The 17085-nt window shown below is 54.6% G+C and carries 14 protein-coding genes, 2 pseudogenes and 1 riboswitch; of the genes and pseudogenes, 14 read left to right on the top strand and 2 right to left on the bottom strand.

Going from position 1 to position 17085, the window contains the following annotated elements; genetic code table 11:
• From CPT76_RS02430 to CPT76_RS02395, 8 genes and pseudogenes are all read left to right on the top strand, one after another.
• A pseudogene (locus tag CPT76_RS02430) lies at positions 1-502 on the top strand (ABC transporter substrate-binding protein); the annotation flags it as partial.
• Positions 503-712: 210 nt separating this feature from the next.
• Complete coding sequence (pnuC, locus tag CPT76_RS02425; RefSeq protein WP_105441885.1) at positions 713-1387, top strand: nicotinamide riboside transporter PnuC; 675 nt, start codon at positions 713-715, stop codon at positions 1385-1387.
• Positions 1387-2393: pseudogene (locus CPT76_RS02420) on the top strand (AAA family ATPase). The gene pnuC and the pseudogene CPT76_RS02420 overlap by 1 nt, the downstream one beginning before the upstream one ends.
• 131 nt (positions 2394-2524) lie before the next feature.
• Positions 2525-4228 carry a molecular chaperone HscC gene (locus CPT76_RS02415; RefSeq protein WP_105441814.1) on the top strand — a complete coding sequence of 568 codons (1704 nt, stop codon included), beginning with the start codon at positions 2525-2527 and terminating at the stop codon, positions 4226-4228.
• Positions 4225-5268, top strand: coding sequence for a J domain-containing protein (locus CPT76_RS02410; protein ID WP_105441813.1), 1044 nt, complete (start codon positions 4225-4227; stop codon positions 5266-5268). The genes CPT76_RS02415 and CPT76_RS02410 overlap by 4 nt, the downstream gene beginning before the upstream one ends.
• Complete coding sequence (locus CPT76_RS02405; protein WP_146116119.1) at positions 5205-5549, top strand: hypothetical protein; 345 nt, start codon at positions 5205-5207, stop codon at positions 5547-5549. The genes CPT76_RS02410 and CPT76_RS02405 overlap by 64 nt, the downstream gene beginning before the upstream one ends.
• A gap of 15 nt (positions 5550-5564) precedes the next feature.
• Positions 5565-6284, top strand: a complete 720-nt coding sequence (locus CPT76_RS02400; RefSeq protein ID WP_181152660.1) for a DUF1266 domain-containing protein — start codon at positions 5565-5567, stop codon at positions 6282-6284.
• 91 nt (positions 6285-6375) lie between these two features.
• A complete protein-coding gene (locus CPT76_RS02395) occupies positions 6376-6930 on the top strand; it encodes a riboflavin biosynthesis intermediates N-glycosidase (RefSeq protein ID WP_181152659.1) in 555 nt (184 codons plus the stop codon).
• A 296-nt stretch (positions 6931-7226) separates the two neighbouring features.
• On the opposite strand, the gene CPT76_RS02390 is transcribed toward CPT76_RS02395, so the two are convergent.
• Positions 7227-8183 carry a YeaH/YhbH family protein gene (locus CPT76_RS02390; RefSeq protein ID WP_105441809.1) on the bottom strand — a complete coding sequence of 319 codons (957 nt, stop codon included), beginning with the start codon at positions 8181-8183 and terminating at the stop codon, positions 7227-7229.
• A 238-nt stretch (positions 8184-8421) separates the two neighbouring features.
• Positions 8422-8531, top strand: a riboswitch (TPP riboswitch).
• 143 nt (positions 8532-8674) lie between these two features.
• On the opposite strand from CPT76_RS02390, the gene thiE reads away from it, so the two are divergent.
• From thiE to CPT76_RS02360, 6 genes are all read left to right on the top strand, one after another.
• A complete protein-coding gene (thiE, locus tag CPT76_RS02385; RefSeq protein ID WP_105441808.1) occupies positions 8675-9322 on the top strand; it encodes a thiamine phosphate synthase in 648 nt (215 codons plus the stop codon).
• Entirely contained in the window at positions 9306-9503 is a 198-nt protein-coding gene (gene thiS, locus CPT76_RS02380; protein ID WP_089545768.1) for a sulfur carrier protein ThiS, read from the top strand. The genes thiE and thiS overlap by 17 nt, the downstream gene beginning before the upstream one ends.
• Positions 9504-9511: 8 nt before the next feature.
• On the top strand, positions 9512-10291 hold the full coding sequence (locus CPT76_RS02375) for a thiazole synthase (RefSeq protein WP_105441807.1): 780 nt from the start codon (positions 9512-9514) through the stop codon (positions 10289-10291).
• A gap of 26 nt (positions 10292-10317) precedes the next feature.
• The gene (thiO, locus tag CPT76_RS02370; protein ID WP_105441806.1) at positions 10318-11472 is read left to right on the top strand and encodes a glycine oxidase ThiO; all 1155 of its coding nucleotides are present in this window, start codon (positions 10318-10320) and stop codon (positions 11470-11472) included.
• A 531-nt stretch (positions 11473-12003) separates the two neighbouring features.
• A complete protein-coding gene (locus CPT76_RS02365) occupies positions 12004-13236 on the top strand; it encodes an S-layer homology domain-containing protein (RefSeq protein WP_105441805.1) in 1233 nt (410 codons plus the stop codon).
• 510 nt (positions 13237-13746) lie between these two features.
• The gene (locus tag CPT76_RS02360; RefSeq protein WP_258168002.1) at positions 13747-16626 is read left to right on the top strand and encodes a DUF5704 domain-containing protein; all 2880 of its coding nucleotides are present in this window, start codon (positions 13747-13749) and stop codon (positions 16624-16626) included.
• A 78-nt stretch (positions 16627-16704) separates the two neighbouring features.
• Here the strand turns inward: CPT76_RS02360 and CPT76_RS02355 are convergent.
• Positions 16705-17085: carbohydrate ABC transporter permease (locus CPT76_RS02355; RefSeq protein ID WP_146116134.1), on the bottom strand; the 381-nt coding region annotated here is incomplete at its 5' end.

The following is a 17085-nucleotide window of genomic DNA, read 5'->3' as shown; positions in this document are numbered from 1 at the left end:
TATTCCTGATGATGTACAGGACAAGAAAGTCAACGATAACACCAACTTCACGAAAACGTCCGGCATCGGACTGTACACCACCTTCTCCGCTCACTACGGCGACGGCGTGAAAGATCCATCCGGCAACTACTACACGACGAACTTCCCGGATCAAATCGTAGCTTCCTATACGCAGCCGGAGAAAGACACCTTGAAAGCGTACGGTGCAACAACCTGGAAAGACCTGTTCCCGTCTGAAAAGGACTTCCCTGTCAAACCTTGGGGCGCAGCCTACAACATGGCTACTCCTCAGGACGGCAATTATAATGTTATCTACCAAAAAACGCAGGATATTATCCGCAAGCGAATTCCGGAAGCCATCCTGGCGAAGCCGGAACAGTTCGACAGCATTTATGACAACATGCTGAAAGAGCTGGATGCTGCAGGTGCTAAAGAAATCGAAAAACAATATACAGAACTGATCAAGGAAAGAGTCGAGCTCTGGGGCGGAAGCGCTCAATAAGCCGGCCTGATCAGAGGAACGAGGGTCCCGGGATTTATCCCGGGGCCCTTTTTGTTTTTTTTCAAAAAACCATTGCTTCCGGGAGAACATCCTGCTAAGATGTAAACAACAAATTGATAATATCAAATTGATATTATTGATATCTCATCATTACCCTCATCGGTCACGGTGATCTGTGAAGGCGTAATGGAGCAGCTGGAGGGAACGGACATGGGGAAATGGTTTAAAGGATGGAGCGCCTACGAGCTGGTATGGCTCGGCGTGTTTTGCGGAATTGCGGTCGGACTTACGGTGGTCATGAAGGATAGCCTGTTCGGGTTTACCGTGTTTCTGACCGGCGTGCTGTGCGTGGTGCTGGCGGCGAAGGGCAACCTGATGAGTTATGTATTCGGGATGTACAACACGTTCGGGTACGCGTACCTGGCTTATACAAATGGGATTTACGGGGAGATGCTGCTGAATCTGCTGTTCTTCGTTCCGATGAACGTGGTCGGCTTCTTTCTGTGGCGGAAGCATCAGGACGGCGGCAAGCTTGAGATGCGCCGCATGAACCTTCGAGGGATTCTGTGGACCGGAGCCGCCTGCGTGCTGGGCAGCGTGATGATCGGTTTTTTCCTGTCGCTGATACCGACGCAGAACTCGCCGTACATCGATGCGATCACCAACGTGCTGTCGGTTGTCGCAACCTTCCTGATGGTATGGCGTTATAAGGAACAATGGCTGGTGTATATCGTGCTGAATGCTTTTACCGTGCTGCTGTGGGTGCTGCGTACCTTGGACGGCAGTCCTGACGGGCTGCTCATGATCGTCATGTGGAGCGCGTATCTCATCAATGCAGCATACGGTTATTACACTTGGAACAAAGGGGCAAAGGAGGCTTACTGATGAAAAAGCTGGGACTGACGTTGGGGAAATTCGCCCTTTTCATAAAGGGCATCAATACATGGTGGAGACGGCGCTGAAGGAAGTGGATGAACTGATCGTGGTCATTTACGATACGACGGCCACGACCATTCCGCTGCATATCCGCGCCGGCTGGATCCGGAAGCTGTATCCGGGCGTCAGGGTGATCGAAGCGTGGGACGGTCCGGACGGCTATTCGAATGACCGGGAGCATGAAATCCGGGAGGAGCAGTATATTTTGGCGCTGCTTGACGGCGAGCAGGTTACGCATTTCTATTCGAGCGAGTTTTACGGCGAGCACATGAGCAAGGCGCTCGGCGCCGTGGACCGCCGCGTCGATGAGGAGAGGGGCGTGGTGCCGATTTCGGCGACGATGATTCGGGAGGACCCGTATAAGCATCGGCAATTTGTAAGCGACATCGTATACCGTGATCTCATTACGAAGGTGGTCTTCGTCGGAGCGATGTCGACCGGCAAGTCAACGCTGACGGAGGCGCTGGCCGGCAAATACAACACAACATATGCCAGCGAGTACGGCCGGGATTATTGGACGGAGCATCAGGTGGACCGGCGGATCAGCTTCGAGGCTTTTGACGAGATTGCGGCGGGGCATATCGAGCGCGAAGAGAAGGCGCTGCTGGAGGCGAACCGGTATCTGTTCGTGGACACGAACGCCATCACGACCTATATGTTCGCGCTGGATTATCACGGCCGGGCTCCGGAGCTGCTGACCCGGCTGGCGCTGGAGAACGCCGGCAGATACGATCTCTTTTTCCTGTGCGAGGACGATATCCCATATGACGATACGTGGGACCGCAGCGGTGACCAGAAGCGGCATGTATTCCACAAGCAGATTATCGCCGATTTGAAGGAGCGCCGGATTCCTTACATCCCATTGAGGGGATCGCTGGAGGAGCGGATCAAGCGGGTCGAGGAGGTACTGAAGGCGTTTGTTCCGTACAGCAACTATTTTGGAAGCCTTGTTTAAGCCAGCCCATTTATTGGATTAAAGAGGGGGCTGCTGGTAGAATAGAGAACGGATTGCTAGATTGGCCTGGAGCCTAAGGCTGGGGCCGGCTAATGAATAGGCAACATTCAACAGGAAAGAGGGGGATTTCATTGGCTGTGATCGGAATCGATCTGGGAACGACCAACAGCCTGGTGGCCTGCTGGGCCCAGGACCGTGCGGTGGTCATTCCCAACGTGCTCGGAGAACATTTGACACCGTCCATCGTCAGCGTGGACGAAAACGGCGAAATTGTGGTCGGCCGGATTGCCCAGGAGCGCTTGATTACCCATCCGGAGCGGACGGCTGCCACTTTTAAACGGTTTATGGGAACGGAGAAAAAGTACGAGCTTGGCCCTCACTCCTTTACACCGGAGGAACTGTCGTCCTTTATATTAAAGGCCTTGAAAGAGGACGCCGAGAGTTATCTGGGGGAACCCGTAACGGAGGCGGTGATCAGCGTTCCGGCATACTTCAACGATGCCCAACGCAAAGCGACGAAGCATGCCGCCGAAATCGCCGGACTGCGTGTCGAGCGGCTGATCAGCGAGCCGACCGCGGCGGCGGTGGCTTACGGCCTGCACCAGGAGCAGCCGGAAACCCAGTTCCTCGTATTCGACCTGGGCGGAGGAACCTTTGACGTCTCCATCCTGGAGCTGTTCGAGGGAGTCATGGAGGTGAAGTCTATCGCGGGGGACAATTTCCTTGGCGGTGAGGACTTTACGGAGCTGCTTGTGACGCATTTTCTGGAGACGCACCAAATGGAGTGGGAGGCGCTGGACCCGAAAACAAGATCGGCTATACATAAACAGGCGGAGAGCTGCAAGCTTGCCCTGGGACGGGAGGCGTCGGCTGAAATGGCTTTGACGATCGATGGAACCCGGTATGAAGTGCGGCTTGACCGTAACGAATTTGAAAAGCTGGCCCATCCGCTGCTCCTGAGGCTGCGCCAGCCGATCGAGCGGGCGCTGCGAGACGCGTCCTTGTCCCCATCCGATCTGGAAGCGGTGATCCTGATCGGAGGAGCCACCCGAATGACGCTTATTAAAAGCGTCATCGGCCGCATGTTCGGACGCATGCCGTACAGCGACATCAATCCGGATGAGACGGTTGCCGTCGGTGCAGCCATCCAGTCGGCGCTGAAGGAGCGGAACGAGGCGTTGAACGAGATGATCCTTACCGACGTGTGCCCTTATACCCTGGGTACCAGCATCGTACAGGAACTGGGTAACGGAGGATTCTCATCAGGACATTTCTTCCCGATCATCGAGCGCAACACACCGATCCCGGTCAGCCGGATTGAGCGGCTCTGCACGGTGTCTGACAACCAGCGGCGGCTAACCGTTGATATTTATCAGGGCGAGAGCCGGCGCGTCGAGAACAACATCAAGCTCGGCGAGATCCACATTAAGGTGCCGCCGGCCCCTGCCGGCGAACAGAAGATTGACGTCCGTTATACCTATGACATTAACGGGATTTTGGAGGTCGAGGTGGCCAGCGTTGCGACCGGCGAGAAGAAGCGCGCCGTCATCGAGAAGAACGCCGGCAGCATGACGAAGGAAGAGATCGAGGCGCGGCTGCTGGAGCTTCAGGATATCAAAATTCACCCGAGAGACCGGGCGGAAAACCGACTGCTGCTGGCAAGGGGCGAGCGGTTGTACGAAGAGGCGCTGGGCGAGAGCCGGGAAGTGATCGCTGCCTATATCGGACAGTTCGAAAAGGCACTGCATACCCAGGATGACCGCGAAATCAAAAAAGCTGCCGAGGTCTTCAAGGATCGATTGGAACAGCTGGAAAGGTGGATGAGCTTCACATGAACATCTGGGAAAGGCTCGGGATCGAGCGGACCACGGAGCTGCGCATCATCAAGAAAGCTTATGCCGCCAAGCTGAAGCAGCATCATCCCGAGGACGATCCCGAGGGCTATCAGCAGCTTCGGGAAGCTTATGAGGCGGCATCCAAGTTCGCCAAAGAGGCCAGTACAACGGTACGCGAGCCGGCTGAGAATGAGGATAAACTTTCCACGCCGATCTACCCGCTGGAGGATACCAAAGGGGAAGTTGATCAACCAAGCGAGCTTAACGCACAAACCACATACTCAAATGGAATATTCCAATCTACGGCAAGCGCAGATCCGGTCAGCCTGTGGATTCATCAGGCAGGGGAGCTGTACGACGACTTTCCGGCCCGGATTCGGGTGGAGTCGTGGGAGCGGCTGCTGAACGAGGATATCGTATGGGACGTCGAACGCGGGCCGGAGCTGCAGCATGCGTTCGTGTCCTTTCTGATGTCCTGCAGGCATCTTCCGCGAGACGTTTGGCAGCAAGATCCCGAAGAACTCCGGGAGCGGTATCCAACGTATTTTGCCGAATACATCCTGCAGCAGCTGGACGGATCACGGGAGCTGCGTTATGACTCGCTCGCTAACGCTCCCGTAGGGGATGCCGCGGACATTGAGAGATTTTTGGATCTGCGGGAGTCTGCACTGGATATGCTGATGGAAGGCGACCTGGAAGAAGCGGAAGCGTGCTTGTCCGAAGCTTCGGCGTGGTTTGCCGACGATCTGGATCTGCAGCTGCTATGGGGAAAATATAACCTGGCCGCAGGCAATCGGCAGGAAGCGCTAAAATGTTTCAGCCATGCGATCCTGCTGCAGCCGGATGATCTGGAGTCTTACCGGTACGCGGCACGGCTTCGATACGATGATCAGCGGTATGAAGAGGCGCTTTCGGATTGCGAGCGCATTTTGGCTGCCCATCCGGACGATCAGGATGCGCTCTGTTTGGAGGGACGGTGCCTCACCGCGATGGGACGGATATCGGAGGCCAAGGAACGGATGAAGCGTTCTTTGACATAAACAATCAGCATATGAGCACCCTGATGTACTGGTCGTCTACCGCAAATAAGCATCACCACGATCAGGGGAAGATCGACCCGGCCGAGCACCGCAAGGTGGTCAAAAACAATATTATATTCGACGGTTTTTTATTTCTTCGGTTAACTTGGCTTTATATTTTTGTGTATATCGTGCTGCAGTTGTTTTTTGACGTGCCCGTTATCGTCACGGGGGTGTTCGTGGCCATTCTGCTGTGGTATTTATACAGAACGTTAAGAGCACACCGGGTGCTATCAACCTAGATAATGGAGGACGACATGCGCATCGATTACAAGAAGAAGCAAATCAAACAGCTGGAGCTGTACTTCCGCTGTCTCTCCAGCGTATGCATCGACAGCGTGCTGGCTTATTATTATGTGCCTTACGAGTTTTTGAAATTTGAGCGTTACCTCGGGAACCGGGTTTTGAAAAAGGGGCTGCGGCTCTGGGACATCAAGGACGCCGAGACCTTAAAGACCCGGATTCGCTGGCTGCTGGAGGACGGGAACCGTGACGATTATAAGGCCCTGCACGCCGAACTGTCGGCGCTGCCGGAACAGGCACGGCAAAACTGGATGGAGGCCTCCAAAGACCATCCGGAGTATGCCCGGATGAGCATGGTTCATACGTTTCTGCCGCAGCTGCCCGCCGGAGAAATAGCCGCCTTCGGGGGCGGATGGGCGATTTTCTTGAGCCGGGTTGGGCTCGCTTACGGATATTTGACGAAGGAAGAGGCCTGGGCCATTAAATTGGAAGCGGCCGGGTATGTGCAGCAGCATTACGGCAGCTGGGAAGAGTATTTGATCGCATTTATGGCCGCCAGCCGCTTTTGGAAACCGGAGGAGCAGTTTGCAAATGTAGTCTATATCATGACCCGCGGACAGACGCTGCTGGGGATGGGTACCTTCGCTTCCCGGAAGGCGCCATGGGATATTCCGCTTGAGCCGGGAGGCGAACGAGCAGCGTACCGAAAGGGATCGGCCAGCCTGGATGCCTGAGGCTGTGATCAACGGGCATGCGGGTCACAGGGCCTTTATCAATGATTGTAGGACTTAAGCGCACGGGATGCTCTTATATAGGGGGAAGAGGATGTATACCTTGGAAGAACTCCGGAAGGCATTCCGGAAAGGGACCAAGCTGAAATATGTTTTTTTCTGGGGGCACCAGCCCGCGGCGGACGGATCTATTACGAAGAGCTGCTTCAGCCAGTGGTGGGAAGCGAAGTTTACCGTGGACGGCGTGGAATATGCAAGTGCCGAGCATTATATGATGGCCGAGAAAGCCAGACTGTTCGGTGACGAAGAGATCCGGGAACAGATTCTCGCAGCCAAGCACCCGAAGCAGGCTAAAGATCTGGGGCGGAAGGTGAGGGGATTCGATCCTGCCATATGGGACCGGGAAGGGTACTCCATTGTGGTCCGGGGAAGCGAAGCAAAGTTTTCCCAAAATGACGATTTGAAGCAATTTCTACTGGGCACCAGGCAGCGGGTGCTGGTAGAGGCAAGTCCCGTGGATTCGATCTGGGGCGTGGGGTTGGCCGCGGACGACGAGGCGGTCCTGAACCCGCTGCTGTGGAAAGGGAAGAACCTGCTTGGCTTTGCCTTGATGGAGGTTCGGGACCGTCTGCAGGCGGAAGAAGCCTAGCGGAAGTACGAAACATGGACGTCGTGCGTGCGGGGCCTAGCGGGAGTGAAGAACTTGGCAGCAGTAAGGAGCACGCTGGCAATGAGGAGCACGTTGGCAATGATGAGCATGCCATCAGTGAGGAGCCTGGCAGGAGTCAGGATCAGTCGATTGTGGGAAAAAGGCTGCAAATCGAGGGTCATGCTATATAGAGGTCACCCGGCCATGCAAAAAGGTCGTTGTTGGTTACTCAGCGTAACGGGACAACGACCTTTTTATATGCCATAATTTTGCGTTCCAGGAGACGGTCCTTCGGCTTAGGTCAGTGCGCCTTCCTGCTTTTTAAAGAACGTACGCAGCGCCTGGTAGACCTCGCCCTTTTCCTTGATGACGTAATACATGAACTGGTCGAGCTTGATATTCCGGTACGCGGACATCAGCGTGCTGCTCCGGTTGTACTGGTTGACCTCCCCGTAACCGAACATGTTGCTGACTTTAAGCAGCTCGCCAATCAGCCGCACGCAGCGTTCGTTATCAGAAGTCAAGTTGTCGCCGTCCGAGAAATGGAACGGATAAATATTGTACTTGGCGGGCGGGTAGCGCCGGTCGATAATTTCCAGCGCTTTCTGGTAGGCGGACGAGCAGATCGTGCCCCCGCTTTCGCCCCGGGTAAAGAAATCTTCTTCGGTGACTTCTTTGGCCTCCGTATGGTGGGCCACAAAGACGATATCGACCTTTTCGTATTGGCGGCGCAGGAAGCGGGTCATCCAGAAGAAGAAGCTGCGCGCACAGTATTTTTCAAACGTGCCCATCGACCCGGACGTATCCATCATCGCAATGATGACTGCGCTGGAATGGGGAACGACGACGTCCTCCCACGTTTTGTAGCGCAGATCGTCGGGGCTGATATGGTGAATTCCCGGCTTGCCGCTAGTGGCGTTGCGCCGCAGATTTTCCAGGATCGTCCGCTTCTTGTCGATGTTGGACTGCATGCCTTTTTTGCGGATGTCGTTGAACGTGATCGATTCGGTTTCGACTTCCTGCTGCTCTTTCGGCTTAATGAAACGGTATTCATCGAGGCTCCGGATGGGTACCTTGATGATTTGCTTACCGTCCGACATCACGATGTTTTCTTCTGTGATCAGGTCGGGCAGGTTCTGCTTGATGATTTCCTTAACCTTCTCCTGATGGCGGACCTGATCCTGGTACCCTTTCCGGTGCAGTGACCAGTCCTCCTTGGACACCACAAACAGCGAATGATCGTCTGATGGCATGTTCAGGCACCTCCCATGTTCCCATACTCAGCACAAACTTTGGCTTGTTAAACATTTATATTCACGGGCGGGGACGATATGTGATGACGCAAGAGATAAAATAAGAAGTTCGCCGCACCCAAATATATGAAATTTTGCGAGAATCGCTGCTATGGATGAGAAAGGCGTTCCGATGCCGGCGATCTCACTCTGGCTATTGCCAAAAGTCAGCAGTTTGGGCTATAGTGGTTGTGAAATTAAATAGGAATGCGGGTGCTGGATGAAGTCCGGCTGAGATGGCAGCCTTATGCTGCGGACCGTTAATCTGATCCAGGTAATGCTGGCGTAGAGAATATCATTCGAATTGCGGTGCCATTCGTGTATTTCTCGAATGGTTTTTTTGTGTTAACCGGGTAAGAGGGCGCTTTCGCAAGATGAGGGCTTACCCTTCGCGATGATAGAAGCCGGCATGAAATGGAGGGAAAGGCAAAGGGAAGAGAGGAGAAGCAGTCATGGTCGATTTTCGTCTGTATGCGATTACCGGCGAGACGTTCCATCCGGGACGCCGGCTGGTGGACGTGATGGAGCAAGCCATTCGGGGAGGGGCGGACATCGTTCAATTCCGCGACAAAACAAGCGGCAGGGAAGAGCTGCTGCGCAAGGCGGCGGAGCTGCGGGAGCTGACCCGCCGCTACGGTGTTCCTTTTATCGTGAACGATCACGTTGATATCGCGATGGAGGTGGACGCCGACGGGATTCACCTCGGTCAAGGCGATATGCCGATCGCGGAAGCCAGAAAGCTTGTCGGCTCCAAGATCATCGGCATATCCACCCATGCAATTTCGGAAGCGCAGCTCGCCGAAGCGGAAGGGGCGGATTATATCGGCGTCGGGCCGATCTATGCGACGGCTACGAAAGCCGATGTGGTGGATCCGGTCGGTCTTTCGTACATTCGGGAAGTCGCCGGGGTCATCAAGATCCCTTTTGTGGCGATTGGCGGCATCAAGCTGGGCAACGTGGACGAAGTGATCCGGGCCGGTGCGAGCCGCGTCTGCGCTGTGAGCGAAATCGTCGGCAGCCCTGACCCGGAAGCGGTATGCCGGGCGTTCATTCACAAGCTTGAAGGTAGAGGAGGAGCGGCGGATGGAACTGGTCATTAACGGAACAAAGCGGGAGCTGGCGGCCGAGACGGTAGCCGATGTCCTCCGCCTGCTGGGGCTGTCCGGCAGGCCGGTCATGGTGGAAGCGGACGGACAGGTGCTGAAGATCGAGCAGTGGGAGACGACTCCGGTTGTGCCTGGAATGAAGCTGGAGCTGGTCCATTTCGTAGCGGGAGGTTGAGGGGAAAAATGAGCAGAGATAATTGGCAGGTTGGCGGACAGGAACTGTCGTCGCGGTTATTTTTGGGGACCGGGTTGTTCCCCGATCCTTATGTGCAGATGGAGGCGATCAAAGCTTCGGGAACCGAGGTGCTGACGTTCGCTATCCGCCGGATCCATCTCGATTCGGTGGAGGATGACTCCATTCTGCAGCATGTGGAGCCCCAGAAATACATCTATCTTCCCAACACGTCCGGGGCGACAACGGCTGATGAGGCGGTCCGGATTGCCCGCCTGGCGCGGGCTTCGGGACTCAGCGACTGGATCAAGGTGGAGATTAGCGCCAATAAGCGGACGCTCCTGCCCGATCCGATTGAAACGTTAAAAGCGACGGAAATATTGGTCAAGGACGGTTTTACGGTACTGCCGTATATCTCCGACGATCCGGTGATCTGCAAAAAGCTGGAGGATGCCGGGGCAGCCGCGGTTATGCCCGGCGCAGCGCCTATCGGGACCGGCCTCGGCATTCTGAATCCGTACAATCTCGGATTGATCGTGGAGGAGCTGTCGGTCCCTGTCATCGTGGATGCGGGGCTGGGGACGGCCAGTGACGTGGCGCTCGCGATGGAGCTGGGGGTCTCCGGCATTCTGATGAATACCCCGGTGGCCAAAGCCAAAGATCCCGTGATGATGGCCCGGTCGATGAGGCTGGCGGTTGAGGCGGGGCGTTTGGCTTACTTGTCCGGGCGGATTCCGAAGAAGAAATATGCTTCGGCCAGCAGCGGCCTGGAATCGCTCGTCATCGAATAAAAAAGGATGGACAGGGGGCTGTAACAATGAGCGGAGACATCATCGTCATGGGCGGCGGCATCATCGGATTATCCTGCGCGCTGGAGCTGCGCCGCCGCGGCCTGCACGTCACGCTGCTCGAAAAGGGACCCTGCGGTGGGCAGGCCTCCGGCGCGGCGGCAGGGATGCTCGCTCCGTATTCAGAGAACGTGGAGTCGCCGGACGAGTTCTTCCGGTTGTGCCGCGAGAGCTTGTCGCTGTATCCGCAATGGCAGCAGGCGGTGAAGGACATCTCCGGCGTCTCCTTCGAATATGCCGAAACCGGCAGCTTGTACATCGCGAGGCACGAGGCGGATTTGCTTGCGCTGGAGAGCCGGTTGGAATGGCAGCGGAGCTGGGGCTCCGGTAGCGAAATATTAACGGGGAGCGCGCTGTTCGATGCCGAGCCGGGACTGACCCGCGAGGCAGTTGCCGCCTTGTGGACTCCGGTGGAGAGCCATGTGTATGCCCCGGATTTGACGGAAGCGGTCAAACGGGCCTGCCTGGCCTCCGGCGTGCAGATTCATGAGCATCTTGGCCTGATCGAGCTGGCTGAATGGCGGGAGCGGGTTGCGCTGAGGGCTCAGAGTGGCGAGCGGTTTGAAGCGGACCGGCTGCTGATCAGCACCGGTGCGTGGGTACAGGAGATGTCGGAACCCCTCGGTATCCGGATTCCTGTACATCCGATCCGGGGGCAAATTTGCGCCTACACTTGGAACGAGGAGCGCGAGCCGCTTCGGCATCTGGTGTTCACCAGCCAGGGATACCTGGTCCAAAAAGCAAACGGAACGCTCGTGTGCGGCGCCTCGGAGGATATCGCCGGGTTCGACACGTCCGTCACGGACAAAGGGATCCGTCGGCTGACGGAGTGGAACAAGCAAGTGCTGCCTGTTCTTAGTGAGGTGCAGCCGTTTCACCGCTGGGCGGGACTGCGCCCGGCGGTGCTGGACGGCCGGCCGCTGATTGGGCGGCTGGACGACGCCGGCCATATTTTTGTGGCCGCGGGTCATTATCGCAACGGCATCCTGCTCAGCCCGGTCACGGCCGCGCTGATCGCCGATAGCGTGGAGGGCAAGCCGCTGCCGGAGTGGTGTGGAGCGTTCCGGCCGAACCGGTTCGGTGAGGTGCAGGCGGGCGCTTTTTCGGACAAAATAAAGGATTGACGTCGTTAAATATTGATTGTTCTAGCTAATAAAAGTACGGACAATATAAAGTTATTCGTTTGGCATGAAGCACATGGCAAAGCAGGAATGCATTCCTGCTTTGTTTTTTTGTGTCGGGCGTCGCAAAAGCTATTTGCAGCACGTGCATCTTATATATCCATTAAACCCATATAATTGAAGTGATGATGTATTAGTGACAATTAATGACAAATTTTGCGAAAATCCTGTAGTATACTGCAAGTAGTCCTATGCTAAATAGGAAAGAAGTTTCACAGTAATACATAAGGAGGTGTGGCTGCTTAGGGCCACGCGTGGGCAAGCAGTCCCGTCGGTTAAGAAAACATATTTTTTAGCAAGAGAGTTTAGTATTAGAGCTACAAAGAGAACAGCAGCACAGACGGTCCGGGAAGAAGTAGAAAGTTAGATTATACCAGAATGTCAGGGAGGATAAGGAAGCTAGAGGATCAGGGGATTTGAGGAAATAGGAAATTCAAGAAACTGCATATTTTAAAAGATTGGAGCGGAAGAAGTATGTTCAAAGCGATGTTGATGACCATTTTTGCCGGGGCGATGATTCTTGGAACGGCAGGAGCAATCGAGCAGCCAGTGCCGGCCGCAGCGGCGGCGGCCTTTAAGGATGTGCCGGCGTCCCACTGGGCGTATCAGGCCATTAACGATGCGGTATCCAAAGGTTATCTCAAAGGTGACGGCAGCGGAAAATTCAGACCAAACGACCCGGTTACTCGGGCTGAGTTTGCAGCAATTCTGGCCAGGGTGTCGACGAACGAAAACGCTGGCGGAGCAGCGGCATTTTCCGATTTGACCGGGCACTGGAGCGAAAAGGAAGTGAGCGAGGCAGCGGGGAAGGGCTTTTTCAGTCCGTCCGATTACACAAACGGCTTTAAGCCGGGCACTCCGCTGACGCGGGTGGAAATGGCGAAGTGGATGGCCTCGGGACTGGCGGCCCGCGACGGAGAGTACAAGCAGGCGATCGAGGACACGAAGGACACCATCGTTCCGGTGACGGAGTATTACAAAGGCGGTTTGAACAAGGCCGACTATCCGTATGTGTCGGTCATGCTGGGAACGGGACTGATGTCCGGGTACCCGGACGACAGCTTCGGCGGCGGCAAAACGACCACGCGCGCGGAGGTGGCGGTGATTATTCAGCGTTACGAGACGACGCAGACGAAGGCGCCAAAAGCGTTCAAGGGATTGAACGAGTTGCGGGAAGTAGGGACGACGGGGACGAATCTCCGGACGGTGATTCCGGCGTATCAGTATACGGAGGGGCATGATTTAAAATCAATTCTTGGGAAAAGCTCGAGCCTAAGGAATGGAGAAGGTAAAGTTAAAGTTTATCATTATATTTTTATGAGTGGTTTGAGTGCAGAACAAACCGGGAGTATTTATGGCAGAATGTTTGTAGATAAGGCGACTAAGTTTTTTGATAGATCTTACATTGTTTTTATTGATACATCTGTGCAAACTCTTAGTGAAAATTTCAACAACAGAAGTTACTCAAATGGTATCAATGCCGCGCTACAAGGTGGGTATAGATTGTTTAGTTCAACAGCTCCTAAGTTTGGATTTAAAACGTTGGCGACTGATGGCGGTGACGAGTTTTTCTCTAAGGTAAGTGAAACAAGATTTTGGGTTACTTCATCAGTACCTAGATATATTACAAGTGGCAATAGTGCAGGCGAAAGTTATTTCGCAGATGACGGGACTTATGGCGGAATTCTTATGAAGAAGTCAGAATAAGGGGCTTTAATGTCGTGAGAATCAAATACCTAACTAGTGTATTGTGGTCATGTTCGTTAATGATTCTTTTACTTCTTCCCACGAATATTCTTTTTGCTGAAAGTTATCCTTCGGATAGTAAAGTCGAACCTCCAGGTCCCCAAACAAGGCAAGTGGTGACAAAAAAAGTGAACTGCAAAAGCTACTCCGGTCCGGGGGTAGTATTGGTATCAAATGGATGATGGATCCTTTCAAGCAGATATCGAACAGGAAAATTTACATTATACTGCTAGAAATATAGGAGACAACGAAAATAACCCTTATCCAGAGAAAACTGAGACAGCTACAAAGATTAACACTTTGGAATACCAGCCTGGTAATTTTCTTGATCAAGATAACATCAGCGTTCCTGCACAAGCAGTTGAAAACGTAAAACTACTAAAGGACCAAACAACATTCGGAGACCCTATTTACTTCACTCCAGGAAAAACTCAACCAAATTTTGTTATCTTGCCGGATAATATAAGCATTTTGTTTTATACAATTACTGGAGGAGCTAATTTTACTACTCGTAAAGAACTCGACATCAAGCACCGACCAAACGGCTTTCCAAAATACCTGGTCGAGTACGACATCAACCTTAACCTCACCTGGGAAGGCACCGCCAAAGAAATCAAGGAAATGCGGGTGACTCCCGCGAGTGCATCGATGAAACCCGGGGAGAAGAAGAACTTTAAAGCCGAGGTGCGCACGAAGCCTTTCAGCGTGAAGGGCGATACGAGCTTCGGCGATTTCGTTGATGTGACCACCCGAACCGAAACGGTGTGGAGCTCCGACAAAAGCGCGGTGGCGACGGTGGACAGCAGCGGGAACGTGACCGCCTTAGGCAAAGGCACGGCCAAAATCACGGCCGTATGGAAAAGCGGTCTATACTACCTGTACGGCACAGCCACCGTGACCGTCGGCGATGGGGGTGGGGACGGACCGCCGCCGGTCGATCCCCCGGATCCCGGGGTAAGCTGCACCGAGCCGGCGCCGGGTCAATCGATGACCGGCAAATACATGGACCCCGTCGTGACAGCCAAAATCAAAGCTGATGCCCGCGGCAGCGAGCGGTTTGACGTGCTTCAGGGCATTCCGACCTCCGAGAGCTTATACGGCAATGTGCTCGCCCGGAATCACCTGTACCAGGACAAGTTCGTACAGATGACCGGGACGTGTACATATACGGTTAACGTAACCAAGGAGTACACGCTGAAGTGGGATCCGGGCAAGGAAGTGCCGAACGCCGACGGCAAAGGAACGCATATCGAGCCGGATCCGCAGAGCGAGACCGAAAGCAAAACGTATACCTACCAAATTGAGCGGCGGTATGCTTTCTGGAAAATCGATAACCTGGAAGTCTACCAAATCCGCGAGGCGACTCTAGACAATTACGCCCTGCCGGGCGGCCGGATTGCGATCCAGCCGAGTAGTTACAGTCCACCGTATTATGCCGCTGCGACGAGTGGGAATTACGATGCGCCTGCTCCGCCCGGAGAGCTTACGGCTGCCGGACAGACGCTGACCGGGGGCAAGTCCAAGCCGGCGGTGCCGAATGACGAAGGCGCCCTAAAAGGGGAAGCGGAGAAAGCCGTCGGCAAAATCCAGGTGACGAATGACTCGCTGGTCTTTAACGGACAGACGATGATGAACAACCAGAAGGTTGAGGAATCCGGCCCGACCCCGTCTCAAATTCCTGAGCCGCCCCAGATCAGTGATAATGTGCTGTACAGCCCGGGAAATCTGATCGATCGCAGCAAAACCAATAAAAAGGATACGCCGAGCGCGGGTAAAATCGAATATGACCTGATGCCGGGAAATATAAACGGCGGGCAGAACCAGGAGTTTCCGATCTACGGCATCAACACCGTGACGGTCCATACGCCTGTGGTCAACTATTCCTCCGTGTCGGACGATGCGGCCCACAACCAGAAAACGAATCCGGACGCCGGCCGGTCCGCCCTGATTCTGGAACGCCCGTTCACGGTCCGGATTCCGACGAGCGGGCAGCATGTCAGCTATCCAGGTTACGGCAACCGGGATTACGCCAAGTATTTCCGCACCAAGCAGGTCAAGTTCCCTTTTGACGTCTATGATGGGAACCGGACCAGCTTTATTCCGAAAAATACATGGGTGGACATTCCGGTTGGCCAGCTGGACACGACCTTTTATTTGCCGGTATGGGTGGACGAAGGTCCATACCAGATCGCGTTTCGCAATATTGCCGAAAATGCCCCGGCCGACTATACGCATCAAAATGACGCCAATACGAGCCTGGTGCATCATGCCGCATACGATGAGGTGGCGGTTGATGTCATTGGACGGCTGTACGATTTTCATGTGACCGATATTGCCGATTACAATTGGGAGACCGTGTTCCGGTCCCAGAAGGGCAGCGCGATCCAGACGGGCGTCTCCTATTGGGTTGGTCAGAAAGGGATCGATGGCGATCCGCGTGGCAATGCAGCCGTCTTTACGCTGCCGATCCGTCCGGGGAGCAGCCCGCTGCAGGGTTTCAAGAACGTGTCCGTCAAGACCGGGTACCACTTCAAGTTTGATTTTAAAACGAAAGGGAATATGTTCGGTCCGCTGGACGGCATCCGCATCACGCCAACCTTCTATTATGTCAGAAAAGACGGAAAGGCCGTCAACGGCCGCGGGGATACGCGGATTCCGGTGGATCTGTACTACAGCACCAGCTCGAAGCATTTTGTGAAAATCGGCTCGTCCGCGGATCAGGTCCAGCGTTACGTCATCTTAAATGACCGGCTCCGGAACGTGCCCGCGCAGGAGCTGCGGGATACGGCAGGCTACAAGTTTAATCATGGCGGTGCAGCCGGGGGGCTGAACCGGAACGAATACATCAACAGCTATGTAAACAAGTATACGAAGCAAAAGACGCCGGTCGGAAGCTACAGCCTGCTGATTCTGCCTGAGCAGTTGCGGACGTTTCTCAGCCTGAAGGACCCTGTACCTGAATCGGTGAACCGCGAACGGGCGGACGTATCGATCCAGAAATGGTACGGCGAGTACAGCCTGCCGGCCGATCCCTATGTGGTCGAAGCGGGCACGAATGTGGCGGAATACGGGCGCACGCACGGCGGGCTGGACGACAAGTCCCCGATTTTTCTGAAGAACGGCTACATCGTCGTGAACTTCAATATCGAGTCCATTCAGGCGGGCGACTTGAAAAATCCGCATTTGCAGTACATTTACGCCCCGCTGATGAATCAGTGGCAGATGGAGGGCTTTAACCTGAACATCCAGGATGCCTACGGGAACCGGTTTGCGCTAAAAGACGGCGACATCGTCTTTTACCAGACCGATCAATCCAGCAGGGATGACTTCAGCAGCCAGGTGCCGCATTAACGGAAAGTCAGTATAAAAGGGCTGCCCTTAGGTCAGTTTTGACCTTGGGGACAGCCCTTTTTTTGTGCGCTAAATGTATCAGCCTTTGACCGATCCGGCGGCGATGCCCTCCACGATCCGGTTGCTGAGCACCAGGAAGATGACGAGAATCGGCAGGATGCTGATCATCAGCGTCGCCCCGATGGCGCCCCAGTCGGTCGTGTACTGTCCGACGAAGTTCTGGACGCCGACCGTCAAGGTCTTCAGGTTGTCCGAGCTGATGAAGGTGTTGACGAAAATAAACTCGTTCCAGTTATAAATCATGTTGATGATCGCAGCCGTGGCAATAACGGAGAACGTCATCGGCATGACGATCCGGAAGAACATGCGGTTCACGGAGCAGCCGTCCATAATGGCGGCCTCTTCCACTTCCCGCGGCAGCGCATAATAGAAGCCAAGCAGGATCATGATCGTGATCGG

It is taken from the genome of Paenibacillus sp. AR247 (assembly GCF_002968895.1).
Lineage (GTDB): Bacteria > Bacillota > Bacilli > Paenibacillales > Paenibacillaceae > Paenibacillus_AQ > Paenibacillus_AQ favisporus.
Note: the sequence above shows the minus strand (reverse complement) of the source record. Positions and strands in the feature narration are given on the sequence as shown.